Origin of the sequence: Actinoplanes lobatus, assembly GCF_014205215.1 — a bacterium.
Taxonomy (GTDB): Bacteria; Actinomycetota; Actinomycetes; order Mycobacteriales; family Micromonosporaceae; genus Actinoplanes; species Actinoplanes lobatus.
Genome location: NZ_JACHNC010000001.1, coordinates 8,236,401 through 8,255,563, shown reverse-complemented (window position 1 = coordinate 8,255,563; position 19,163 = coordinate 8,236,401). Strand labels below are relative to the sequence as shown.

Below are 19,163 nucleotides of genomic sequence, written 5' to 3'. Positions count from 1 at the left end.
GCCAGCGGCGCCCCTTCCACTACGCCGGGCTGCCGGACCAGATGAAGGTCTGGGCCGGCACGCTCGCCGTGGTCGCGAAATTCCTGTTGACGGTGCTCGCCTCAGTGCTGTTCGGGTAGGCGTTGGTGCAGCTCACCGGCGCGCTGCTGCCGGACATCAGATCGGTGCACAGACCGGTGCGCCGGTCCGGCAGCCCGAGCACGTGCCCGAATTCGTGAGCGGCGATCCGCGGCGGGTAGTAGCCCTGGTCCACCGCCTGCCGGCCCATGTACCAGCGGCCGTTGCCCAGGGACGTGGTCTGTGTGCGCGGCCAGCCGTTGTCGGCGTACACCCGGATGTTGGGGGTTGATCCGGCCGGGACCGGCAGCAGGCGCACGTTGGTCACCCGGCTGTTCCAGATCTGGGCGCCCTGATCGACGACCGACTTGAACTCCTGGGCCTGGCTCGCGTCGTAGTAGAGGGTGCGCGGCGCGGCGGCGGCGGGCGCGGCGGTGACCGCCTGGAAACCGCCGACGGCTAGGACCGCGACCAGGGCCGCGGCGATTCTGCGGAGCAGCATGGCTACCTCCGGGGATGGGGAACGGGACCCCTCCTTTCTATCGACGGATATCCATGAATGCGGCATACCGGTTCGGCCCTCTGCGCCGAATGATGCCTAGGCGAGGAAGACCGCCGCCAGGATCATGACCAGCGCCGACACCAGCGTCGACAGCATCACCACGTCCCGCGCCAGCGACTCGGCCGTCCGGTAACGCAGCGCGAACACGAACACGTTCTGCGCGGTCGGCAGCGCCGCCGTGATCACCGCGGCGAAAACCTGGTGGTCCGGCAGATCAAGAACGAGACGCCCGATGAGGTACGCCAGAAGCGGCTGCACCACCACCTTCAACGTCACCGCGAGATACCGTTCCGGCGCATCCGGGCCGCCGCGCAACGGCCGCGCTCCCGGCAGCGACATCCCGAACGCCAGCAGCGCGGCCGGCACCGCCGCCGCCCCGACCAGCTCGAACGGCTCCAGCAGCAGATCCGGCGGATGCCAGCCGGTCGCCGCCACCAGGATCCCGGCGGCCGACGCGATCATCAGCGGGTTGCGGACCGGCAACAGCGCCAGCCGGGCCGCCGACGGGCGCCCCTGCCCACTGGCCAGATCCAGCACGGCCAGCGCGATCGGACCGAAGATCAAGAGCTGAAAGAGCAGCACCGGTACGACCAGCGACACGTCACCGAGCACATAGGCCGCGATCGCCAGGCCCATGTTGCCGGCGTTCACATACGACGCGCCGAGCGTGCCGATCGTGACGGTCCGCGCGTCCCGCCTCCACACCAGCCGCGCGACCAGCGCGTACAGGGCCGCCACCACGATCGTCGACGCCACGAACACCAGCGACGCCCCGGTGACGATCCGGTCCAGCGAGGTACGGCTCAGTGTCGTGAACAGCAGCGCCGGACCCGCCACCGAGAACACCAACTGCCCCAGCACCCGTGGCGCGTGCTCACCCAGGAGACGGCGTCTGGCCAGCACGTAGCCGAGCGCGGCGAGCGCCCAGATCGTGGTGAAACCGCTCAGCACCCCCGCCATCGGTCTGTCAGGGCAGGAACTGCTCCTCGAACCGCACGACCGTGCCGTCCTCGACCGTCAGCCAGAACGGCAGCACCGCGATGTGCGGCGGGGAGACGTCGAGGTCCTCGTTCTGCTTCTTCAGGAAGGCCGCCAGGTCCTTGCAGGGCACTGTCGTCATGTCGACACCGCCGAGCGTCTCGAGCGCCTGGCAGTCGGCGTCCGCGGCGACCGGCAGCGTCCGCAGCTTCGGGTTCTCGTTCACGATCATGTAGTCGTTGTCCGGCCCGTCCGGATTCTCCGGATGCTCTTTCTTCCAGCGCGCCTTGGCCTTGTCGCCGGTCAGGAACTCGATCAGGTCGAAGGTCACCGTGCCGGCGGCCACCTTGGTGAGGTAGACCGGGTGCCGGCCGTCCTCCAGAACCACCTCGGCCGTCGTCGCTGCCGTCGCCGCCGCCGGTTCCGTGGTGGCGACGGTGGTCACGGCGGTCGCGGTGGTCGCCGGGGCCGGCTCCGCCTTCTCACACCCGGCCAGCGCGAGCACGAGCAGGGCCGCCACGCAGACGCGTCTCATCACTGTTCCCCCAGGTAGCCGATCGCTTGCGGACATCATGACGGATCCCGGCCAGCCCTCGGGCGCGCGGGTACCACCCAGGTATGACCGCACCGGGGCCGGACAGTGCCGCGCGGGTACCACGCAGGTATGACGCACCGGGCCGTACAAACTCGGGCCGGACCCCGGGCGCGTGGGTACTACTGTCCCGGCCGGACATATCGACTGTGCTGAACGGGGAGACACATGAGGGAGGCCTCGTACCGGACCACCGCGCTGGTCGGGCTCGGCTGGCTGGTCACAGTGGTGGCCGCGGTGATCGCCGGTGCGGTGCAGTCGGCGGGCGAGCAGACGTGCGACGACGCCACCTCCTGGTGCCTCACCCCTGGCGAGGCCGCCGTCCTCGGCCTGGCGCTGGCCAGCCCGGTCCTCCTCGCCATGATCATCATCGTGTTGGTGCTGGCCGGTCCGTTCGCCCGGCGGCTGCCTTCGGCACCGCTCGCGGGCACCCTCACCGCGGTGGTCGCGGTCCCCGTGGCGGGCGCGCTGGGCGGTCTGGTCCTGGCGGTCGCCCGATGAGACGTACGACGCTCGGCGCGCTCTTCTTCGGCTGGCTGTACGGCGTGCCGTTCCTGCTGATCGTCGGCCTGATCCGCCGCTACACCCTGCCCACCCTCGCCACCCGGGCCGAAGCCGAACACTTCGCGGCCGTCACCGACCGCTACCTGAGCACGGCGATGGGGCTCAACGTGGCCGTACCGTTGCTGGGTCTGCTCGTGGCGGTCATGCTCCGCGACCGCTACTGGCGCACCCACTTCCTCGGCGCCCTGGCCGGAATGCTGCTGTTCATGGCCGTCTACGCCATGGCCGCGACCCAGTCCGCGGCCCCGCTGATCGGTACCGTCCCGCCCACCCTGGAACCCGTCCCCGAGGTGACCGTCTGCATCCCGACGAGCGGCGGCCACCCCTGCCCCGGCGGCTGACCGGCGATGTTCTCCCGCTGCCAGGGCCGGGGAAACCTTGCCTCGGCGGCTGAGAAACGACGGGTCATCGGCGACGGTTTCCCCGCTGCCAGGCGGTTCGCATGGCGCGATAGCCGTCGTGGACGAAGCGTGGCGCGTCCTGGGCCGGGTCGTCGTACACGCTCGCGAACGGCAGCCCGAACCGTCCGATTCGCGACACTCCCCACGCCCAGCGCGGCACCCCACCGGCCCAGACCCGGACGATCCACCCACCACTGGAGACGATGTCGATGTCCTCTACGTCGAACCAGTAGTACCGGAACGTCCGCAGCGGATTCACCAGTGCGATGTGGTCGTCGTGTAACACGACCCGCATCATCGCGAGCCGCAGCAGAAAGGTCCCGAGCAGCGCAAACCCTGCCATCACGGCGATCAGCCCGACCGGCGCCCGCCCGGGGTCCGCCGCGGTCAGAAACGCCAGCGCGGCAAGCAGCGGCAGGCAGATCAGCACACCTCCGGCAACCGAGAAGAAGAGCAGACCAGCCAACGACCGCAGCACTCGGGGACGGCTCATGTCGATGAATTCTGGGACCGTGGCGAGTGGGATCTCAAGCCGCCGCTGCCCGGAGGCCGATGCCCAGGCCGACGATGACGACCAGGGCGGCGGTGGCCGTGGGCGCGGTCGCGGCGAGCCGGGCGCCGAGGTGGGACAGCCGACTGCCCAGGTGGGCGGCTCGGCCGCCGCTGGTGATCAGCCGGGAGAGCCGGTTCTGGGCCACCACCAGCAGGAGGCCGATCGCGGTCAGGGTGGCGGCCATGCCCAGGCCGTAGGCGATGACGAGTGCCACACCCAGGCCGGCGCGGCCGAGACCGATCGCGCCGAGCAGGACCACCAGGGCTGACGGGCTGGGCACCAGGCCTCCGGCGAGGCCGATTCCGGCGAGGCCGAGCCAGCGTCGCGTACGCCGAGGCGCCCGATCGTGCTGCTCACCCTTTCCGGTCTGCCTGGCCTGCTCGGCCCGCTCGTCACGGGAGTGGGGGGTGTGGGGGTGATTATGTCCGCTCGGATCGACATCGTCGCGGCAGTGGGCGTACGCGTGATCATCCGGGTCGTGGGAGTGGGTAGTGGAGTGCGCGCCGTGAGCGTGTCCGTGCGGGCCGGAGGCGTGGGTGTGTCCGTGCGGGCCGTGGGTGTGAGAGCGCGGGCCGTGGGTGTGGGTGTGGGTGTGGGTGTGCGGGCCGTGGGTGTGGGAGTGGCCGGGCCAACCGTGGGAGTGGGCGCCCGAGCTGCGGGAACGCAGGGCGGAGATCAGCATCGTCGCGCCTACGGCTACTACCAGGAGACCGCTCACGATGCCGAGGACGCTCAGAGCCCGTTCGCCGGCCAGGGCGGTCGAGGTGCTGAGGAGGAGGCCGAGCGCGAGGACCGTACCGGTGTGGGTGAGAGTGACCGTGCCGCCGACGGCGAGTGCGTCGCGGATGCGGCCCTGACGGCCCGCGAAGTAGGCGGCCATGATTGTCTTGCCGTGGCCGGGCAGGACCGCGTGGCCGGCGCCGAGCAGCAGTGCCAGAAGGAAGGCCAGGCCGACCACCAGTGGGGTGAGCTGTCCGCCGACGGTCGTCTCCACCCGGGTCTGTGCGGCGGCCAGCCATCGCGGGCCGCCGGTGAGGTCCGGGGCGTTGCCGGTCGCGGCCGCTGAGCCGCCCGCGCCGCCTCCGGTCGCGCCGCTCCCGCCGACGCTGGTTGCGCCGCCGATCCCGACGGTGGCGGAGCGGACGTCCGGCGGTGAGGCGAGCAGGTCGGTGGGGTAGGTGCGCAAGCCGTCGGTGACGCTTTCGGTCGGCAGGGCGGACTCGGAGAGGGCTATCCCGGCGCCGTTGGCCGTGATCTCCCTCCAGCCGACCCGATCCGAACGATAATCGTTGTCGATCTGGATGGTGGTGGCGCCGGACAGCCGGGCGGGGGCACTCAGGACGCAGTCGAGGCGGCTGATGGACAGGCCGCCGGAACCGGGCAGCACCTCGTACCGGGGATCGGCGACGGTCCACACCAGGCGCTCGCCGCCCGCTGACACCGCGAGGCCCGCAGCCAGGCGCTGACACTCCGCCGCCGCGTGGACGGCGCGCTCGGCGGGCGACAGGACACCGTCGCCGTCCACGTCCACCAGCGGCTTCTCCTGGAGTGTCGGGATCTCGGCGGCGTCTACCGCGGCGGTCACGTCGATGCGGCCGGGGTACAGGGTGAGGCCCGCGTACTGGTTGACCGAGAAACTGTCGACCGGGTGCGCCTCGGCCGGCTGTGCGGGCCAGAGAAGAAGCCCGGCGATCACCGCGATCATGCCGAGACGGATTCTCATCGGGGGCCTCCGGAGGCGGGCAGGCCGGCCAGGGCGCGGCGGGCGGTGGGGACGTCGACGGGCGAGAAATGCGGGTTGGTGGAAAGAGCGCTTTCCAATTCGGTACGCGCGGCGCCGTGCTGCCCGAGGCCGAGATGGATCATGCCCAGGTGGTAGGAGTAGACGGCCGGCCGTGCCCCGCCGGCGACGGCGTGCCGGGCGTAGGGCAGGGCCTCGGCGTTGCGGCCGGTGGCGTGCAGCGCCCAGGCCAGGGTGTCGGCCACGTCGGGGTGTTTCCGTACCGCCCATTCGGCGCGCGCGGCGGTCACCGCGTCGGCCGGGCGGCCCTGGGCCAGGGCGAGTTCGGCGGTGGCCAGCCGGTCGGTGCCGCCGTTCGCCGTGAACAGCCGGTCCGCCGCCGCGGCCAGATCCAGTTGGGCGGCCGCCTCCGCGTCACGGCCGGCGGCCTTCAGCAGCAGGGCGTACTCCACCATGGAGGACATCGACGGCGGCAGGCCCGGATATCCGGTGAGGTCGCCGCGGGCGGCCGCGATCCGGGCCATGCCGTGCCGGGCGGTGCCGGTGGCCGGATCGGCGGAGAGCGCGATCCCGTACTCGGTCTCGGCGGTGGCCAGATCGCCGCGGCCGAACGCCAGATCGCCGAGCTGGGCGCGGCAGAACGCCACGTCGTGCGGATCGACGGCGTTGTCCAGAGCCTGCCGCATCAGGCTCTCCGCCTCGCTCACCCGGCCGTGCAACTCCAGGTCGTAGGAGGCGCGGGCGTACGCGGACAGGCCCGGCCGCAGGTCGAGCATCCGCTGGACGGCCCGGGTGGCGCCGTCCGCGTCGCCGAGCTGGGTGAGCGCGTCGGCGAGCACCCCGTACGCCTCGGCGTCGTGATCGTTGACGGTCAGCGCCTTCTCGGCGTGGCCCCGGGCGGCCGGGAAGTCGTGCCGGGCGTTGGCGAGCGCGCCGAGCACCACCAGCGCGTCACTGTTGCCGTCGGCCCGCAGCGCGAGTGACCGGCGGGCGGCCTGCTCGGCCTTCGGGTAGTACGCGGGATCGGCGGTTACCCGGGCCCGCTCCAGGTAGGCCGCGCCGAGCGCCGCCCAGGTCGGCCAGTCCCCGGGCACGTCACGGAGCTGCTGCTGGGTCCGGGCGATGCGCTGGGCGAGCACGTCGGCCGGCTGCCGGGCGGCGACCGGTACGGCCGGGGTGGTCGAACGCGGCCAGGTGAGCAGGGCCGCGACACCGAGCAGGGCGGCCGCAAGCACTGCGGCGAGGCCGAGGCGGACGAGCGTACGTCGCATGATCTCTCCAGAGGGAGCCGGGCCGGAGATCGATCCGACCCGGAAAGCGGTGGAAACGCTGGTGGGAAAGTCGCTGTGGAGCGTTCCGGGCCGGGTGGGCCGGCCCGGAAAGCGGTGGAAACGCCGGTGGGAAAGCTGCTGTGGAGCGTTCCGGGCCGGGTGGGCCGGCCCGGAACGCGGTGGAAACGGATCCGGGAAGCGGTTGCGGCGCCGGGCGGGCGGCGCCCGCCCGGGCCGGGATCAGAGCGAGAGCGTCTGATCAGGGTCGGCGGAGGTGCGCTGCCTGCGCCGCCGCCAGAGGAAGAAGAGCAGACCGCCCGCGACGACGAGGATCCCGAGGCCGGAGGCGCCAGCCGCGTAGGACACCGGAACGGTTGCCGGCGCGGGCTGAGCGGTGTCCGAGGTGAGCGCGCCGGTGAGGCTGTTCGGCGTGGCGTCGCTGCTGGGCCGGGCGGCGGGCCGCTGTCCGCCGGCGCTGTTGACGGACACCCCGTTGGGCAGGGCCACGTACGGGAACTCGCCCGTGAAGTCCTGATCGTTGGCGTCCACCGCGTCCCCCGCCGCGAGCGCGTCGACCAGTTTGCCGGCCTGCGCCGCACCCACCAGGGCCTGGAGTTCGATGTCGACGACGTCGTCGGTGAGCCGCCGCCCGTTCGGGAAGCCCTGGAGGTCACCGGCGAGCACGCCGAGCCGGTTGGGCTGGCCCGCGACCGGCACCGTCAGGTTGAGGCGCAGTTGTTCCGACGGGGTGAACCGGGACGCCTTCACGTCGGCGTTGTTGAGCTGCGAGTTCAGGTCGGCCTTGATCGGGCCGCCGGCCTTCGTGGTGATGCCGGTCAGGAAGATCTCGCTGAGGTCGTTGCGTGGGGTGGCCGGCGCCGGGATCTTGTAGATCGCCTCGATCAGCTTCGGCACCTCCGGGTTGAGCACCCGGTTCACCAGCGCGGGGATCTGGGCGTCGCGGTCCGGGCGGGTGGCGTTGAAGGTGTCCTTCAGCCCGGCGGGCACCACCACCTCGTTGACCAGCGGGTTCCCCAGCCGGGACACCTGCACCCGGTCGCCGGACGAGCCGCCGCCGGCGATCCGAACCCGGTTGCGTTCGGTGGTGGTCCACACGCCGACGACCGGGTTGCGGGTGGCGTCGCCGCCCAGTGCCACGTCCTTGAACGGCACCTGGAGGGCGATCGTGTTCACGTTGTAGCCGGCCAGGGTGTCCTGCCCGGTCTCCGACAGGTCCCCGCCGTACAGGAGATCGAAGACCCGCAGATCCAGGAAGAACGGGTCGTCGGCCTGACCGGCGAAGATCTTCCACCCGCCGGGCAGGGTCTGGGTGGCCTGCTGGCGCAGCGTCGCGTAGTCCGGCATGGACGCGGCGCCGACCCGCGACGGCGCGACCGGGGCGTCCTGCACGCGGGTCTTGAACGACTCGCCGTCGAACTTCGACTCCAGCGAGTACGTCTGCCGGAACAGCAGGTTCTCGTCGTCGAGCGAGGTGACCGGGCCGTTGTTGTAGAGGAAGGTGCTGTTGCCGCGCTTGTCGACGTTTCGGAACTTCCAGCGGAACTCGGCGTCCGGTTTCGCGTCACCGTCGTTGTCGACCTTGATGTGGTACGTGGCGTCGGTGGCGAACGGGTAGAAGTTGGGGCCGCCGTTGGGCTCCTCGAACGGCTGCCAGTTGGCGATGAACGTGACGTAATCGGGGCGTTCGGGGCTGACGAAGGCGTACAGGTCGGTGTTGTCGACCGCCGGGTCGGCGGCGATCAGCGGCGCCTCGCGGTGGCTGGACGCGGTGGCGGTGGACGGCCCGAGACCGTAGAGCGACCCGGTGAGCAGCACGCCGAGGCCGAGCGCGGCCACGGTACGCCGTCGCCCGCTCCGGGGAGGGTTGGCCCTCATGGTGGTTCCTTCCGTGCCGAGGATGGTGTTCTCGGCACGGATTCGTGGCGCCACCCGGCCACGGATGGGCGTCTGTGAACTTTCCGACGCCCACCCATCCGGCCGGGTGGCGGCTCCGAATCAGCTCCCGATACCGGTGCAGTCGATCTTCACGACGTTGCTGACCTCCTCCTTGGCGACGAAGTTCGTACCGTCGTTGACCTGCGTGTACATGGCGATCGTCCGGGTCCGGTAGGAGTGCACGCCCTCCTTGCAGACCGTCGACACGGTGGTGAAGGTCTTGTTGTAGGGGTTCACCACCCGATCGGGGGACTTGGCGCGGACCAGCCAGGAGCAGCCAAGGGCTCCGCAGCTCTTGCGCTCGATCCAGACGTGGACGACCGCGTTGCACGGCGCCTTGTAGGACTCGACGTATCCAGCCGCGTGCAGCCAGGCGTCGGGTCGCTGTCCGTCGAGGACCGGCGGCAGCGGCTTCTGCGGGCTGACGGCCGGGGTCATGCCGTCGATCGTGAGGCCGCCGCAGTCGGTTCGCGGCTTGGCGGTGTTGTTGGTGCGGCTGGACCAGGTGGGGCCGCCCGCCGCGTAGAGCACGAGGTTGCCGTCGTTCTGCATCACCAGTTCACCGGGGCCGCGGCCGTTGGTGCCGGACGCCCAGAGCGGCCGGACCGGGCCGCCGGTCGGGGAGCCGGCGTAGACGACGAGGTTCCCGTCGCCCTGGTTGCCGACGAACGCCGACTCGTTGCTCCGCTTGGCGGGCGCGGTGGTCCACAGCCCGTTCACGGTGTCGTTCTGGAGCACCCGGTAGACGGCGAACGTGCCGTTGGCCTGCATGCGTGCCTCGTACAGGCCGTTGCGCGAGATCAGGCGCTGGTTGAGGAGGAGTTTCTCGCCGTTCTTCAACGTGTCGGTGAAGGCCAGCGCGTGCGCGGCGGCCGGGGCCGTCAGCACGGTGATCGTGGTGGTCGCGATGGCCACCAGGACGGCGGAGATCCACCGCCGCAGGAGCAGAGGCATGTCGGGGTTCCCTTCGGGCGCTTGCCGGTACTGCCCGAAGTCTGGGATCCGCGACGGGAAACGGCGCGCAAGCTTGCGCGCGCGGTCAGGTCGTCTCGCGGACCACCAGGGTGGGTTCGTAGATCACCGAGGTGACCCGGGTGCCCGGGTCGTCGACGCGGGCGAGCAGCAGGCGGGCCGCCTCGGCGGCCATGTCCTCCAGCGGGAGGCGGACCGTGGTGAGGGCGGGCCGGGCCGCGACAGCCGCGCTGCTGTCGTCGAAACCGACGACGGCGACGTCCTGCGGGACGCGGAGGCCGGCGTCGCGCAGCACCAGCAGGGCGCCGAGGGCCATCAGGTCGTTGGCCACGAAGACGGCGTCCAGCCCGGGATGGGTGGCCAGCAGGGCGCGCATGGCCTGCTCGCCGCTCTCCTGGGTGAAGTTGCCGGATTCCAGCGGCACCCAGGGGTGGCCGTGGCGGGCCATGGCGCGGCGGAAACCGGAGATCCGGTCGACGCTGGCCGGCACGTCGGCGGGGCCGGAGATGATGGCGGGCCGGCGGCGGTCGCCGGCGGCGAGGCGGGCGGCGGCGAGCGCGGCGCCGGCCTCGTTGTCCAGGTCGACGTAGCTGATCGGGACGGGCTGGGCGGGCCGCCCGATCAGGACGGCCGGGATCGCCGCCTCGGCGAGCAGCGCGGGCAGCGGGTCGCGGGCCGGCAGGGAGAGGACCACGGCGCCGTCGGCCTGGCCGTTGCGCAGGTCGCCGATCAGGCGGCGGTGCCCGTCGGCGCCGACCATCTGGAGGGCCAGCTGTATCCCTGCCGGGCGCAGCACGCTCATCAGGCCGCCGACGACGCGCCCGAAATAGGGGTCGGAGAAGAACCGGCTCATGAACGGGTCGTCGTCGTGGGTCTCGGAGTCGGAGACGACCAGGGCCACGGTGCCGGTGCGACGGGTGACCAGCGATCTGGCCAGCCGGTTCGGCACGTAACCGGTCTGGTCGACGGCGCTCCACACCTGCTCGTGCAGCAGCGGGTCGACATTGCGGATGCCGTTGATGACACGGGACACGGTGGCGCGCGAGACACCGGCCACACGGGCCACGTCCTCGAGCGTGGGCAGCCGCTGGCTTTGCATGCCCGAAGTTATAGCACAGGGAGAGCGCTTTCCGATTCTCTGTCCACAGGGGCGTCCGGCCCGGTTCCGGAACCTCAAATCATTGACGTACGTGAGCCGGGAGCTCACGCTTGGAAAGCGCTCTCCAAGTCTCCGACAGTCCTCAACCCCCGTGGAGACAACCGTGCGAAAACGAATCCTGGCGCCGCTGGGCGCCGCCCTGCTCACCGCCGGCCTGCTGGTGGTGGCCGGTAACCAGTCCGCGCACGCCGCGGACACCCTGCTCTCCCAGGGCCGCCCCGCCCTCGCCTCGTCGGTGGAGAACGGCGAGTCCGCCGCCGTCGCCGCCGTCGACGGCCGCACCGACACCCGCTGGGGCAGCCAGTGGGCCGACCCGCAGTGGCTGCGCGTCGACCTGGGCGCCACCGCCACGATCACCCAGGTCGTGTTGCAGTGGGAGACCGCGTACGCCAAGGCGTACCAGATCCAGACCTCACCGGACGGCAACGCCTGGACCACGATCAAGTCGGTGAGCAACGGTGCCGGAGGCACCGAGACGCACGCGGTCAGCGGCTCCGGCCGGTACGTGCGGATGTACGGCACCCAGCGCGGCACCGGCTACGGCTACTCGCTGTTCGAGTTCAAGGTCTACGGCACGTCGTCGGTCACCCCGCCGCCGACCGACGGACCCGGGTACGTCTACGCGAACCCGCCGGTGACCGGGGTGGTCCCGTCCACCGAGATCCCGCCCGCCACGAATCCGCCGGTGACGCACCGTGAGTTCCAGGCGAACTGCTCGGTGAGCCGCACCAACCTCAACGACGACCCGATCATCTTCCCCAACCTGCCGGGCGCGTCGCACTCGCACACGTTCATGGGCAACCGGACCACGAACGCGGGCTCGACTCTGGCGTCGTTGCAGGCCGGCGGCACGTCCTGCGTCACGCCGGGGGACAAGACCGGCTACTGGATGCCGACGCTCTACAACGGTGACCAGGCCGTGCAGCCGGACGGCCCGCAGGTCATCTACTACAAGAGCGGCGTCATCGACTACCGCAGTGTCCGGCCGTTCCCGCCGGGGCTGCGCTACGTGGTGGGCAGTCCGACCGCCACACAGGACGAGTTCCGCAACGCCCCCGGCGCGGTCGAGGGCTTCGAGTGCGGCAACAGCGCCTTCAACTGGGACATCCCGGCGAACTGCCCGGCCGGCACCCAGCTGAACGTCCGCTACCAGGCGCCGAGCTGCTGGAACGGCCTCCACCTGGACTCGCCGGACCACAAGAGCCACATGGCGTACCCGGTCAACGGGGTCTGCCCGGTCTCGCACCCGGTGGCCGTCCCGATGATCGAGTTCAAGATGGCCTGGCCGGTCAGCGGGAACATGGCGGGAGTGCGGTTCGCCAGCGGGCGCGGGTTCTCGTTCCACTACGACGTCTACAACGTCTGGGAGCCGCCGATCCTGGCGGCGCTGGTGCGGCACTGCATCAACGGCGGGCTGCAGTGCAATCCGCGCGGCTTCGACCAGTACAAGCCGGAGCGGGGCGCCGCCCTCAACGAGAACTATCAGCTTCCCTGATAACAGTTTTTAACTGAAATTCTCAGAGCGCGGAAAGGGTGGTCCGCCGGGTCTCGGAAATGCGTGCGGCGAGGGCTGTCGTGCGCGGTTCGAGCCCGGCGGCCTGCTCGCCCTCGGCCAGTTTCCGGCTCTGTTCCAGGTGTGCGCGCAGGCATGAGCGCAGCAGTTCGTCGAACTCCCCGCCGCGCAGCGCGGTGGCCTCACTCACGTGTGAGGGCATGACCATGCCCGGCATCGGCATGCCCTTGTGCTGGTTCTCGGCGGGCAGCCCGGCCTCGGCGCCGAGCCGCCGCAGCTCGGCCAGCTCGGCCTCCGTAAACGCTCTGACCTGCGCAGACACGGCTTCCAGCGCGGAGTCGCGCGGGACCAGGTCGAGCAGCGGGAGCAGCTGCTCGTCCATCGCGATGGTGATCTCGAGCCACGCGCGGTCGGTGCCGCCGAAGGCCGTGGACGAGACGGCCGGCGGCGGGGCGGCCGGGGTGGGAGCGGCCGGAGTGGGGGGCTCGCCGCAGCCGGTCAGAGCCAGCAAAGCGGCCGTGACGCATGCGAGAGAAAGAGGATTCACGGCCGCAGTCTCCGGTTCCGGAACCAATCCTGTCAATGCTTCCTTATTGACGCGCGGCAACATGGGCGAAACAATCTCCTCGCTTGGAGAGCGCTTTCCATCCCCTTACCCATTGGTGTGATCATGTATAGACGGCTGCTGCTCCTCGTCGCGCTCGCCGCGACATTCCTCGGCCTCACCGCCGTGTCCCCGGCCACCGCCGCCGACGTGCTGCTGTCACAGGGGAAGCCGGCCACCACCTCGTCGCAGGAGGTCGACGGGCCCGGGTACAGTCCGGCCAACGCCTTCGACGGAAACCTCGGCACCCGCTGGTCCAGCGCCTTCGCCGATCCGCAGTGGATCCAGGTCGACCTCGGGTCGGCAGTCGCCATCAACCGGATCGTGCTCAACTGGGAGGGCGCGTACGGCAGGGCGTACCAGATCCAGACCTCGAACGACGGCAGCTCCTGGACCACCGTCTTCACCAAGACCGACGGCACCGGAGGCGTCGAAAATCTCGATATTTCCGGAAATGGGCGGTATGTCCGGCTGGCCGGAACGCAGCGCGGCACGGGCTACGGCTACTCGCTGTGGGAGTTCCAGGTCTTCGGCGGCGGCGGAACCCAACCCCCGGACCAGTTCACCACGATCTGGAGCGACACCTTCGACGGCCCGGCCGGAACCGGCCCGAGCGCCGCGAACTGGCTGCTGCGCACCGGCACCCAGTACCCGGGCGGCGCCGCCAACTGGGGCACCGGCTCGGTGGAGACCGCCGGCAACACGACCGCCAACGTCGCCCTCGACGGCAGCGGCAGACTCGCCATCAAGGCGATCCGTGACGGCGCCGGGAAGTGGACCTCCGGCCGGATCGAGACACAGCGCGCCGATTTCGCCCCGCAGCCCGGCGAGCAGCTCAAATTCACCGCCGTGCTGAGGCAGCCGGACGTCGCCAACGCCGCCGGCTACTGGCCGGGCTTCCGCGCCACCGGCGCCGCCTACCGCGGCAACTTCACCAACTGGCCCAGCGTCGGCGAGACCGACATCATGACCGGCGTCAACGGCCGTGACCAGCTCTCCCAGACGCTGCACTGCGGCACCGCGCCGGGCGGACCCTGCAACGAGTACGACGGCCGGTCCTCCGGGTTCGCGTCCTGTGTGGGCTGCCAGAGCGGTTACCACGAGTACACCCAGATCATCGACCGGACGAAGACCGACGAGGAGATCCGCTTCTACCTCGACGGGCGGCAGACCTGGGTGGTCCGCGAGTCGCAGGTCGGCGTCGCGGCCTGGCAGGCGGCCGTGCACCACGGCTTCTACCTGCGGTTCGACCTGGCGATCGGCGGATCGCTGCCGAACGCGATCGCCGGATTCACGACCCCCACCCCGGAGACCACCTCGGGCGGTGTGCTCAGCGTCGACTCGGTCACCGTCGGCCGCGCCGCCGGGACCACCGCCCCGGCGATGACCGACCCGCCGGTCCCGGCCGGGCCCAGCGTCGTCCGGGTGACCGGGAGCCAGGGCAACTGGCAGCTCACCGTCAACGGGGCGCCGTGGGAGGTCAAGGGCATGACCTACGGTCCGCCGCAGGCGGCGGCCGACGGCTACATGCGCGATCTCAAGAACATGGGCGTCAACACGATCCGCATCTGGGGGCCGGACGCCAGCACCCCGCTGCTTCTGGACACGGCGGCCCGGCACGGCGTCAAGGTGATCGTCGGGCTGTGGCTGAACCACGGCGCCGACTACGTGAACGACAGCGCGTACAAGACGGCGGTGAAGAGCGAGATCGTCGCCAAGGTGAACGAGCTCAAGGGCCGCTCCGGGGTGCTGCTCTGGGACGTCGGCAACGAGGTCATCCTGGAGATGCAGAACTACGGGCTGGCCGCCGATGTGGTCGAGGCGCGGCGGGTGGCGTACGCGAAGTTCGTCAACGAGGTCACCGAGGCGATCCACGCGGCCGACCCGAACCACCCGGTCACCTCGACCGACGCGTACACCCATGCGTGGACCTACTACAAGCCGCACGCTCCGGCGCTGGACCTGCTCGCGGTCAACTCGTACGGAGCGATCGACACCGTGAAGCGTGACTGGATCGCGGGTGGATACACCAAGCCGTACATATTGACCGAGGGCGGTCCGGCGGGGGAGTGGGAGGTGCCGGGCGACGTCAACGGGGTGCCGAACGAGCCCACCGACCTGCAGAAGAAGGCCGGGTACACGTACAGCTGGAACGCGATCAAGGGGCATCCGGGCGTGGCTCTGGGCGCCACCGAGTTCCACTACGGCATCGAGAACGACTTCGGCGGGGTGTGGCTGAACACCACGACCGGTGGCTGGCGGCGGCTCGGCTACCACGCCATGCGGCAGGCGTATACCGGGCAGGCCGCGCCGAACACGCCACCGGAGATCACCGCCATGACGGTCGGCACGCAGACGGCGGTCCCGGCGGGCGGCACGTTCACCGTCAGCGCCACCGCCACCGATCCGCAGGGCGACCTGATCCGCTACAACCTGATGGCCAGTGACAAGCACATCAACGCCAACCGGGGGCTGCGGCATCTGACTTTCAGTCAGACCGGCAACGGCCAGTTCACGGTACGGGCGCCGGAGACGCTCGGTGTCTGGAAGGTGTACGTGTACGCCTATGACGGCCACGGCAACGTCGGCATCGAACAGCGCTCGTTCAAGGTCGTCCCGCCGCCCGCCCCGGGCACGGATCTGTCCCGCGGTAAGCCCACGTCGGCGTCCAGCTATCAGCCGACCGGCACGAACGGGCCGCAGCTCCCGTCGTACGCGGTCGACGGCGACTACGGCACCCGCTGGGCCAGCGAATGGGTGGACTCCGCCTGGCTCCAGGTCGACCTCGGCTCGGTGCAGTCGTTCGACCGGGTGCGGCTCGCGTGGGAGGCGGCGTACGCGAAGTCCTACACCGTGCAGGCCTCCGACGACGGCGCCACCTGGCGGACCGTGTACTCGACGACGGCCGGTGACGGCGGCTTCGACACGCTCACGGTGAACGGCTCCGGCCGCTACGTCCGGGTGAACGGCACCGTGCGGGCCACCGCGTACGGCTACTCGCTCTACGAATTCGGCGTCTACCGCAGCTGAGGTTCCGGAACTTCCCGGCCCGCCGCCGAGGGCGTACCCCATTGACCTGGGGCGATGCTCTCGGCGGCGGTCGTGAAAGCGCTTCACCAAGGTTTGTCGAGCATTGACAGCCTTTAACGCCCGGTTCACAGTGTCCGGCAAGAGAGCGCTTTCACAAGCGTGAAACATCCCCCGAGGAGTTCCCCGCATGAGACGTCGTCTGTTATCCGTCGCCGCGCTGCTGGCCGCGCTCGTCGCGGTCCCCTCCGGACCCGCGAACGCCGCCGAGGTCCTCGTCTCCCAGGGAAAGGCCGCCACCGCCTCGTCCACCGAGATCGCCGGCGCCTACCTGGCGTCGGAGGCGGTCGACGGCAACAACGGCACCCGCTGGGCCAGCGCGTTCACCGGCACCCAGTGGTTCCAGGTCGACCTGGGCGCGGCGACCGCGGTCAGCCGGGTCGCGATCAACTGGGAGGCCGCCCACGCCCGCGCCTTCAGCCTCCAGCTGTCCACCGACGGCAGCGCCTGGACCAACGCCTGGAGCACCACGACCGGCGCCGGCGGCCAGCAGAGCATCGCGCTCTCCGGCACCGCCCGCTACGTGCGGATCAACCTGACGCAGCGGGCGCTCGAGGCGTACGGCTACTCGTTCTGGGAGTTCCAGGTCTACTCGGGCTCCTCCAATCCCGGGACGTCGGGCCTGCTGTCGTACGCCAAACCGGCCCTCGCCTCCACCTGGCAGAACGACGTCAACTGCAACCCGTGCAGCCCCGACAAGGCGTTCGACAACGATCCGGCCAGCCGCTGGGCCACCAGCTCCACCAACGGCTGGGTCGACCCCGGCTGGATCTCGGTGGACCTCGGCGCGACCGCCCAGATCAGCCAGGTCGTCCTCCAGTGGGACCCGGCCTACGCCCGCGGCTACCAGATCCAGGTGTCCGCGGACAACGTGAACTGGACGTCCATCTACTCGACGACGACCGGCGACGGCCTCAAGGACGTCATCAACGCCACCGGCACCGGGCGTTACGTGCGGATGTACGGCACCGCCCGCAGCGGCCCGTACGGCTACTCACTCTGGGAGTTCAGCATCTACGGCACCGGCGGCAACCCCACCACCCCGCCCGCCAAGCCCGCCGACCCGGTCTTCCCGGCCACCCGCCTGGTCTTCTCCGACGAGTTCAACGGCGCGGCCGGCAGCAGGCCGGACGGCGCGAAGTGGACCATGGACCCGGGCGTCCCGCAGAACGGCGAGGTCCAGTACTACACGCCGAACAGTGAGAACGCGTCCATGAACGGCGCCGGCCAGCTCGTCATCGAGGCCCGCCGCCAGGACTACCAGGGCCGGCAGTACACCTCGCACCGGATGAACACCAGCAACAAGTTCCACGTCCAGTACGGCCGGATCGAGGCGCGGGTCAAGGTGCCCAAGGGCAACGGGCTGTGGCCGGCGTTCTGGCTGATGGGCGACGACTTCCTCCAGGGCCGGCCGTGGCCGTACAACGGCGAGATCGACATCATGGAGGTCCTCGGCCGCAACACCGGCGAGGCCTACTCCACGCTGCACGCCCCGGCCTACAACGGCGCCGGTGGTTATGGCCAGAAGTACGCGACCGTCGACCTTTCGCAGGACTTCCACGTCTGGGCCGCCGAGTGGGACAGCAAGGGCATCCGGTTCTTCCTCGACGGGCGCCTGGTCTTCGACGCCGCCAAGGAGACCGTGGAGAACACCCGCGGCCCGTGGATCTACGACCACAAGTTCTACCTGATCCTCAACCTGGCCGTCGGCGGCGACTTCCCCGGCCCGATCGACGCCACCACCCCGTTCCCCAGCCAGATGCTCGTCGACTACGTGAGGGTCTACCAATGAGCGAGCTTGCGAGCGAATCATTCAGCTCAGTTGTCTACTCATGGCGACGCCGGAGCGCGGCGGAGGTGGCGGCATGAGGCGCCTGATTTCCGGCGCGGTGGCCGCCGTTCTCGCCACCTACCTGATCGTCACCGCCACCTCCGCCTCCGCCGCCGACACCCTGCTCTCCCAGGGGAAGCCCGCCACCGCCTCCTCCGTCGAGTCGGCCGCCTTCCCGGCCGCCAACGCCGTCGACGGCAACCTCGGAACCCGCTGGTCCAGCGCCTTCAGCGACCCGCAATGGCTCCAGGTCGACCTGGGCGCGAGCGCCGCGATCACCTCTGTGGTTCTCGACTGGGAGTCCGCGTACGCCCGCAGTTTCTCGTTGAAAGCCTCCGCCGACGCGCAGAGCTGGACCACCCTCTACAGCACCGCCGCCGGCGCCGGCGGAAAACAGACGGTCACCGTCAACGGCACCGCACGCTACGTGCGGCTCGAGACAGGAGCGCGCGCCACGCAATGGGGTGTGTCGCTCAACGAGTTCCAGGTGTACGGGACGGGCGGCGGAACCACGCCGACCATCCCGCCGGGCGCCGTCCGCGTCGCCGAGTTCCTGGCCGACTGCCCGTTCAGCCACCGGTTGCCGGACGACCCGATCATCTTCCCGAATCTGCCGGGCGCCTCGCACATGCACAGCTTCTTCGGCGCGGCCGGTACCAACGCCTACTCAACTGTTGACACGTTGCTCAATGCGAACAGCAACTGCAACCCGTCGGTTGACAAGTCCTCCTACTGGATTCCCACCCTCTACCAGGACAACGTGCCGGTCGAACCGGTCACCGGCATCTTCTACTACCTCGGTGAGGGGGTCCGCGACGACCTGATCGCCCAGACCCAGCCGCTGCCGCTCGGCCTGCGGATCGTGGCCGGAAACGCCAAGGCCACCGGCCCGTCGGACAACACCATCTCCCGCTGGTCGTGCCTGCACGCCGGGCACGTCGGCTCGTCACCGGACTTCGTCAACTGCCCGGCCGGGTCGATGCTGGAGTCGTACCTCGACTTCCCGCACTGCTGGGACGGCCGGAACCTGGACTCCACCGACCACAAGAGCCACATGGCCTACCCGGTGAACAACGCCTGCCCGGCCAGCCACCCGGTCGTGGTGCCCAAGTTGCGGCAGGTCATGCGCTATCCGGTCACCGGCGACCCGGCCCGGCTGCGGCTGGCCTCCGGTGGCGGTTTCACGATGCACGGCGACTTCTTCAACGCCTGGCCGGTCGCGGAGATGGCCCGCCGGGTGAACGACTGCATTCGCCCGATCATCAAGTGCGGGACCGACGGACGGCCCTGATAGAACTTTGCACATGAGTTCACGACCCGGC

16 protein-coding genes are annotated in these 19,163 nt (G+C 70.4%); 6 read left to right on the top strand and 10 right to left on the bottom strand.

Features of this window, described 5'->3' with window-relative positions:
• Positions 1-19 precede the first annotated feature (19 nt).
• The 3 genes from BJ964_RS37840 to BJ964_RS37830 form a co-directional block, all read right to left on the bottom strand.
• Entirely contained in the window at positions 20-559 is a 540-nt protein-coding gene (locus BJ964_RS37840) for a snapalysin family zinc-dependent metalloprotease (RefSeq protein WP_188125147.1), read from the bottom strand.
• A 96-nt stretch (positions 560-655) separates the two neighbouring features.
• On the bottom strand, positions 656-1,579 hold the full coding sequence (locus BJ964_RS37835) for an AEC family transporter (RefSeq protein ID WP_188125146.1): 924 nt from the start codon (positions 1,577-1,579) through the stop codon (positions 656-658).
• Positions 1,580-1,586: 7 nt separating this feature from the next.
• Positions 1,587-2,132, bottom strand: coding sequence for a hypothetical protein (locus tag BJ964_RS37830; RefSeq protein ID WP_188125145.1), 546 nt, complete (start codon positions 2,130-2,132; stop codon positions 1,587-1,589).
• 225 nt (positions 2,133-2,357) lie between these two features.
• Between BJ964_RS37830 and BJ964_RS37825 the strand changes: the two genes are divergently transcribed.
• Both BJ964_RS37825 and BJ964_RS37820 read left to right on the top strand, forming a co-directional pair.
• Complete coding sequence (locus BJ964_RS37825) at positions 2,358-2,690, top strand: hypothetical protein (RefSeq protein ID WP_188125144.1); 333 nt, start codon at positions 2,358-2,360, stop codon at positions 2,688-2,690.
• Positions 2,687-3,094, top strand: coding sequence for a hypothetical protein (locus BJ964_RS37820; RefSeq protein ID WP_188125143.1), 408 nt, complete (start codon positions 2,687-2,689; stop codon positions 3,092-3,094). Before BJ964_RS37825 ends, BJ964_RS37820 begins: the two co-directional genes overlap by 4 nt.
• Positions 3,095-3,158: 64 nt before the next feature.
• Here the strand turns inward: BJ964_RS37820 and BJ964_RS37815 are convergent, their stop codons facing one another.
• The 6 genes from BJ964_RS37815 to BJ964_RS37790 all read right to left on the bottom strand — a co-directional run bounded on the left by BJ964_RS37815 (position 3,159) and on the right by BJ964_RS37790 (position 10,746).
• Entirely contained in the window at positions 3,159-3,647 is a 489-nt protein-coding gene (locus tag BJ964_RS37815; protein ID WP_188125142.1) for a hypothetical protein, read from the bottom strand.
• Between the two features lie 34 nt (positions 3,648-3,681).
• Positions 3,682-5,430, bottom strand: a complete 1,749-nt coding sequence (locus tag BJ964_RS37810) for a hypothetical protein (RefSeq protein WP_203832431.1) — start codon at positions 5,428-5,430, stop codon at positions 3,682-3,684.
• Positions 5,427-6,719: a tetratricopeptide repeat protein gene (locus BJ964_RS37805; RefSeq protein ID WP_188125141.1), complete on the bottom strand. Its 1,293-nt coding sequence runs from the start codon at positions 6,717-6,719 to the stop codon at positions 5,427-5,429. Before BJ964_RS37805 ends, BJ964_RS37810 begins: the two co-directional genes overlap by 4 nt.
• 240 nt (positions 6,720-6,959) lie before the next feature.
• Positions 6,960-8,615, bottom strand: a complete 1,656-nt coding sequence (locus BJ964_RS37800; RefSeq protein ID WP_188125140.1) for a DUF4331 domain-containing protein — start codon at positions 8,613-8,615, stop codon at positions 6,960-6,962.
• A 120-nt stretch (positions 8,616-8,735) separates the two neighbouring features.
• Complete coding sequence (locus BJ964_RS37795; RefSeq protein ID WP_188125139.1) at positions 8,736-9,629, bottom strand: hypothetical protein; 894 nt, start codon at positions 9,627-9,629, stop codon at positions 8,736-8,738.
• An 85-nt stretch (positions 9,630-9,714) separates the two neighbouring features.
• Positions 9,715-10,746 (bottom strand): LacI family DNA-binding transcriptional regulator, encoded by a 1,032-nt coding sequence (locus tag BJ964_RS37790; RefSeq protein ID WP_188125138.1) that lies wholly within the window; start codon positions 10,744-10,746, stop codon positions 9,715-9,717.
• 163 nt (positions 10,747-10,909) lie between these two features.
• On the opposite strand from BJ964_RS37790, the gene BJ964_RS37785 reads away from it, so the two are divergent.
• Positions 10,910-12,301, top strand: a complete 1,392-nt coding sequence (locus BJ964_RS37785; RefSeq protein ID WP_188125137.1) for a DUF1996 domain-containing protein — start codon at positions 10,910-10,912, stop codon at positions 12,299-12,301.
• Positions 12,302-12,323: 22 nt separating this feature from the next.
• Here BJ964_RS37785 and BJ964_RS37780 read toward each other — a convergent pair whose 3' ends face one another.
• Positions 12,324-12,866 (bottom strand): DUF305 domain-containing protein, encoded by a 543-nt coding sequence (locus tag BJ964_RS37780; protein WP_188125136.1) that lies wholly within the window; start codon positions 12,864-12,866, stop codon positions 12,324-12,326.
• 123 nt (positions 12,867-12,989) lie between these two features.
• Between BJ964_RS37780 and BJ964_RS37775 the strand changes: the two genes are divergently transcribed.
• From BJ964_RS37775 to BJ964_RS48650, 3 genes are all read left to right on the top strand, one after another.
• Positions 12,990-15,953: a galactose-binding domain-containing protein gene (locus tag BJ964_RS37775; RefSeq protein ID WP_188125135.1), complete on the top strand. Its 2,964-nt coding sequence runs from the start codon at positions 12,990-12,992 to the stop codon at positions 15,951-15,953.
• Positions 15,954-16,140: 187 nt separating this feature from the next.
• On the top strand, positions 16,141-17,802 hold the full coding sequence (locus BJ964_RS37770; protein WP_188125134.1) for a galactose-binding domain-containing protein: 1,662 nt from the start codon (positions 16,141-16,143) through the stop codon (positions 17,800-17,802).
• Positions 17,803-17,875: 73 nt separating this feature from the next.
• The gene (locus tag BJ964_RS48650) at positions 17,876-19,132 is read left to right on the top strand and encodes a DUF1996 domain-containing protein (RefSeq protein WP_188125133.1); all 1,257 of its coding nucleotides are present in this window, start codon (positions 17,876-17,878) and stop codon (positions 19,130-19,132) included.
• The last annotated feature ends 31 nt before the right edge of the window (positions 19,133-19,163 follow it).

What these genes read in the sequence shown, in the direction of transcription:
- BJ964_RS48650 (WP_188125133.1), top strand. Translation starts at nt 17,876, where the DNA reads ATGAGGCGCCTGATTTCCGGCGCGGTGGCCGCCGTTCTCGCCACCTAC.
- BJ964_RS37790 (WP_188125138.1), bottom strand. Translation starts at nt 10,746, where the DNA reads ATGCAAAGCCAGCGGCTGCCCACGCTCGAGGACGTGGCCCGTGTGGCC.
- BJ964_RS37800 (WP_188125140.1), bottom strand. Translation starts at nt 8,615, where the DNA reads ATGAGGGCCAACCCTCCCCGGAGCGGGCGACGGCGTACCGTGGCCGCG.
- BJ964_RS37795 (WP_188125139.1), bottom strand. Translation starts at nt 9,629, where the DNA reads ATGCCTCTGCTCCTGCGGCGGTGGATCTCCGCCGTCCTGGTGGCCATC.
- BJ964_RS37840 (WP_188125147.1), bottom strand. Translation starts at nt 559, where the DNA reads ATGCTGCTCCGCAGAATCGCCGCGGCCCTGGTCGCGGTCCTAGCCGTC.
- BJ964_RS37835 (WP_188125146.1), bottom strand. Translation starts at nt 1,579, where the DNA reads ATGGCGGGGGTGCTGAGCGGTTTCACCACGATCTGGGCGCTCGCCGCG.
- BJ964_RS37810 (WP_203832431.1), bottom strand. Translation starts at nt 5,430, where the DNA reads ATGAGAATCCGTCTCGGCATGATCGCGGTGATCGCCGGGCTTCTTCTC.
- BJ964_RS37805 (WP_188125141.1), bottom strand. Translation starts at nt 6,719, where the DNA reads ATGCGACGTACGCTCGTCCGCCTCGGCCTCGCCGCAGTGCTTGCGGCC.
- BJ964_RS37815 (WP_188125142.1), bottom strand. Translation starts at nt 3,647, where the DNA reads ATGAGCCGTCCCCGAGTGCTGCGGTCGTTGGCTGGTCTGCTCTTCTTC.
- BJ964_RS37770 (WP_188125134.1), top strand. Translation starts at nt 16,141, where the DNA reads ATGAGACGTCGTCTGTTATCCGTCGCCGCGCTGCTGGCCGCGCTCGTC.
- BJ964_RS37820 (WP_188125143.1), top strand. Translation starts at nt 2,687, where the DNA reads ATGAGACGTACGACGCTCGGCGCGCTCTTCTTCGGCTGGCTGTACGGC.
- BJ964_RS37830 (WP_188125145.1), bottom strand. Translation starts at nt 2,132, where the DNA reads ATGAGACGCGTCTGCGTGGCGGCCCTGCTCGTGCTCGCGCTGGCCGGG.
- BJ964_RS37775 (WP_188125135.1), top strand. Translation starts at nt 12,990, where the DNA reads ATGTATAGACGGCTGCTGCTCCTCGTCGCGCTCGCCGCGACATTCCTC.
- BJ964_RS37825 (WP_188125144.1), top strand. Translation starts at nt 2,358, where the DNA reads ATGAGGGAGGCCTCGTACCGGACCACCGCGCTGGTCGGGCTCGGCTGG.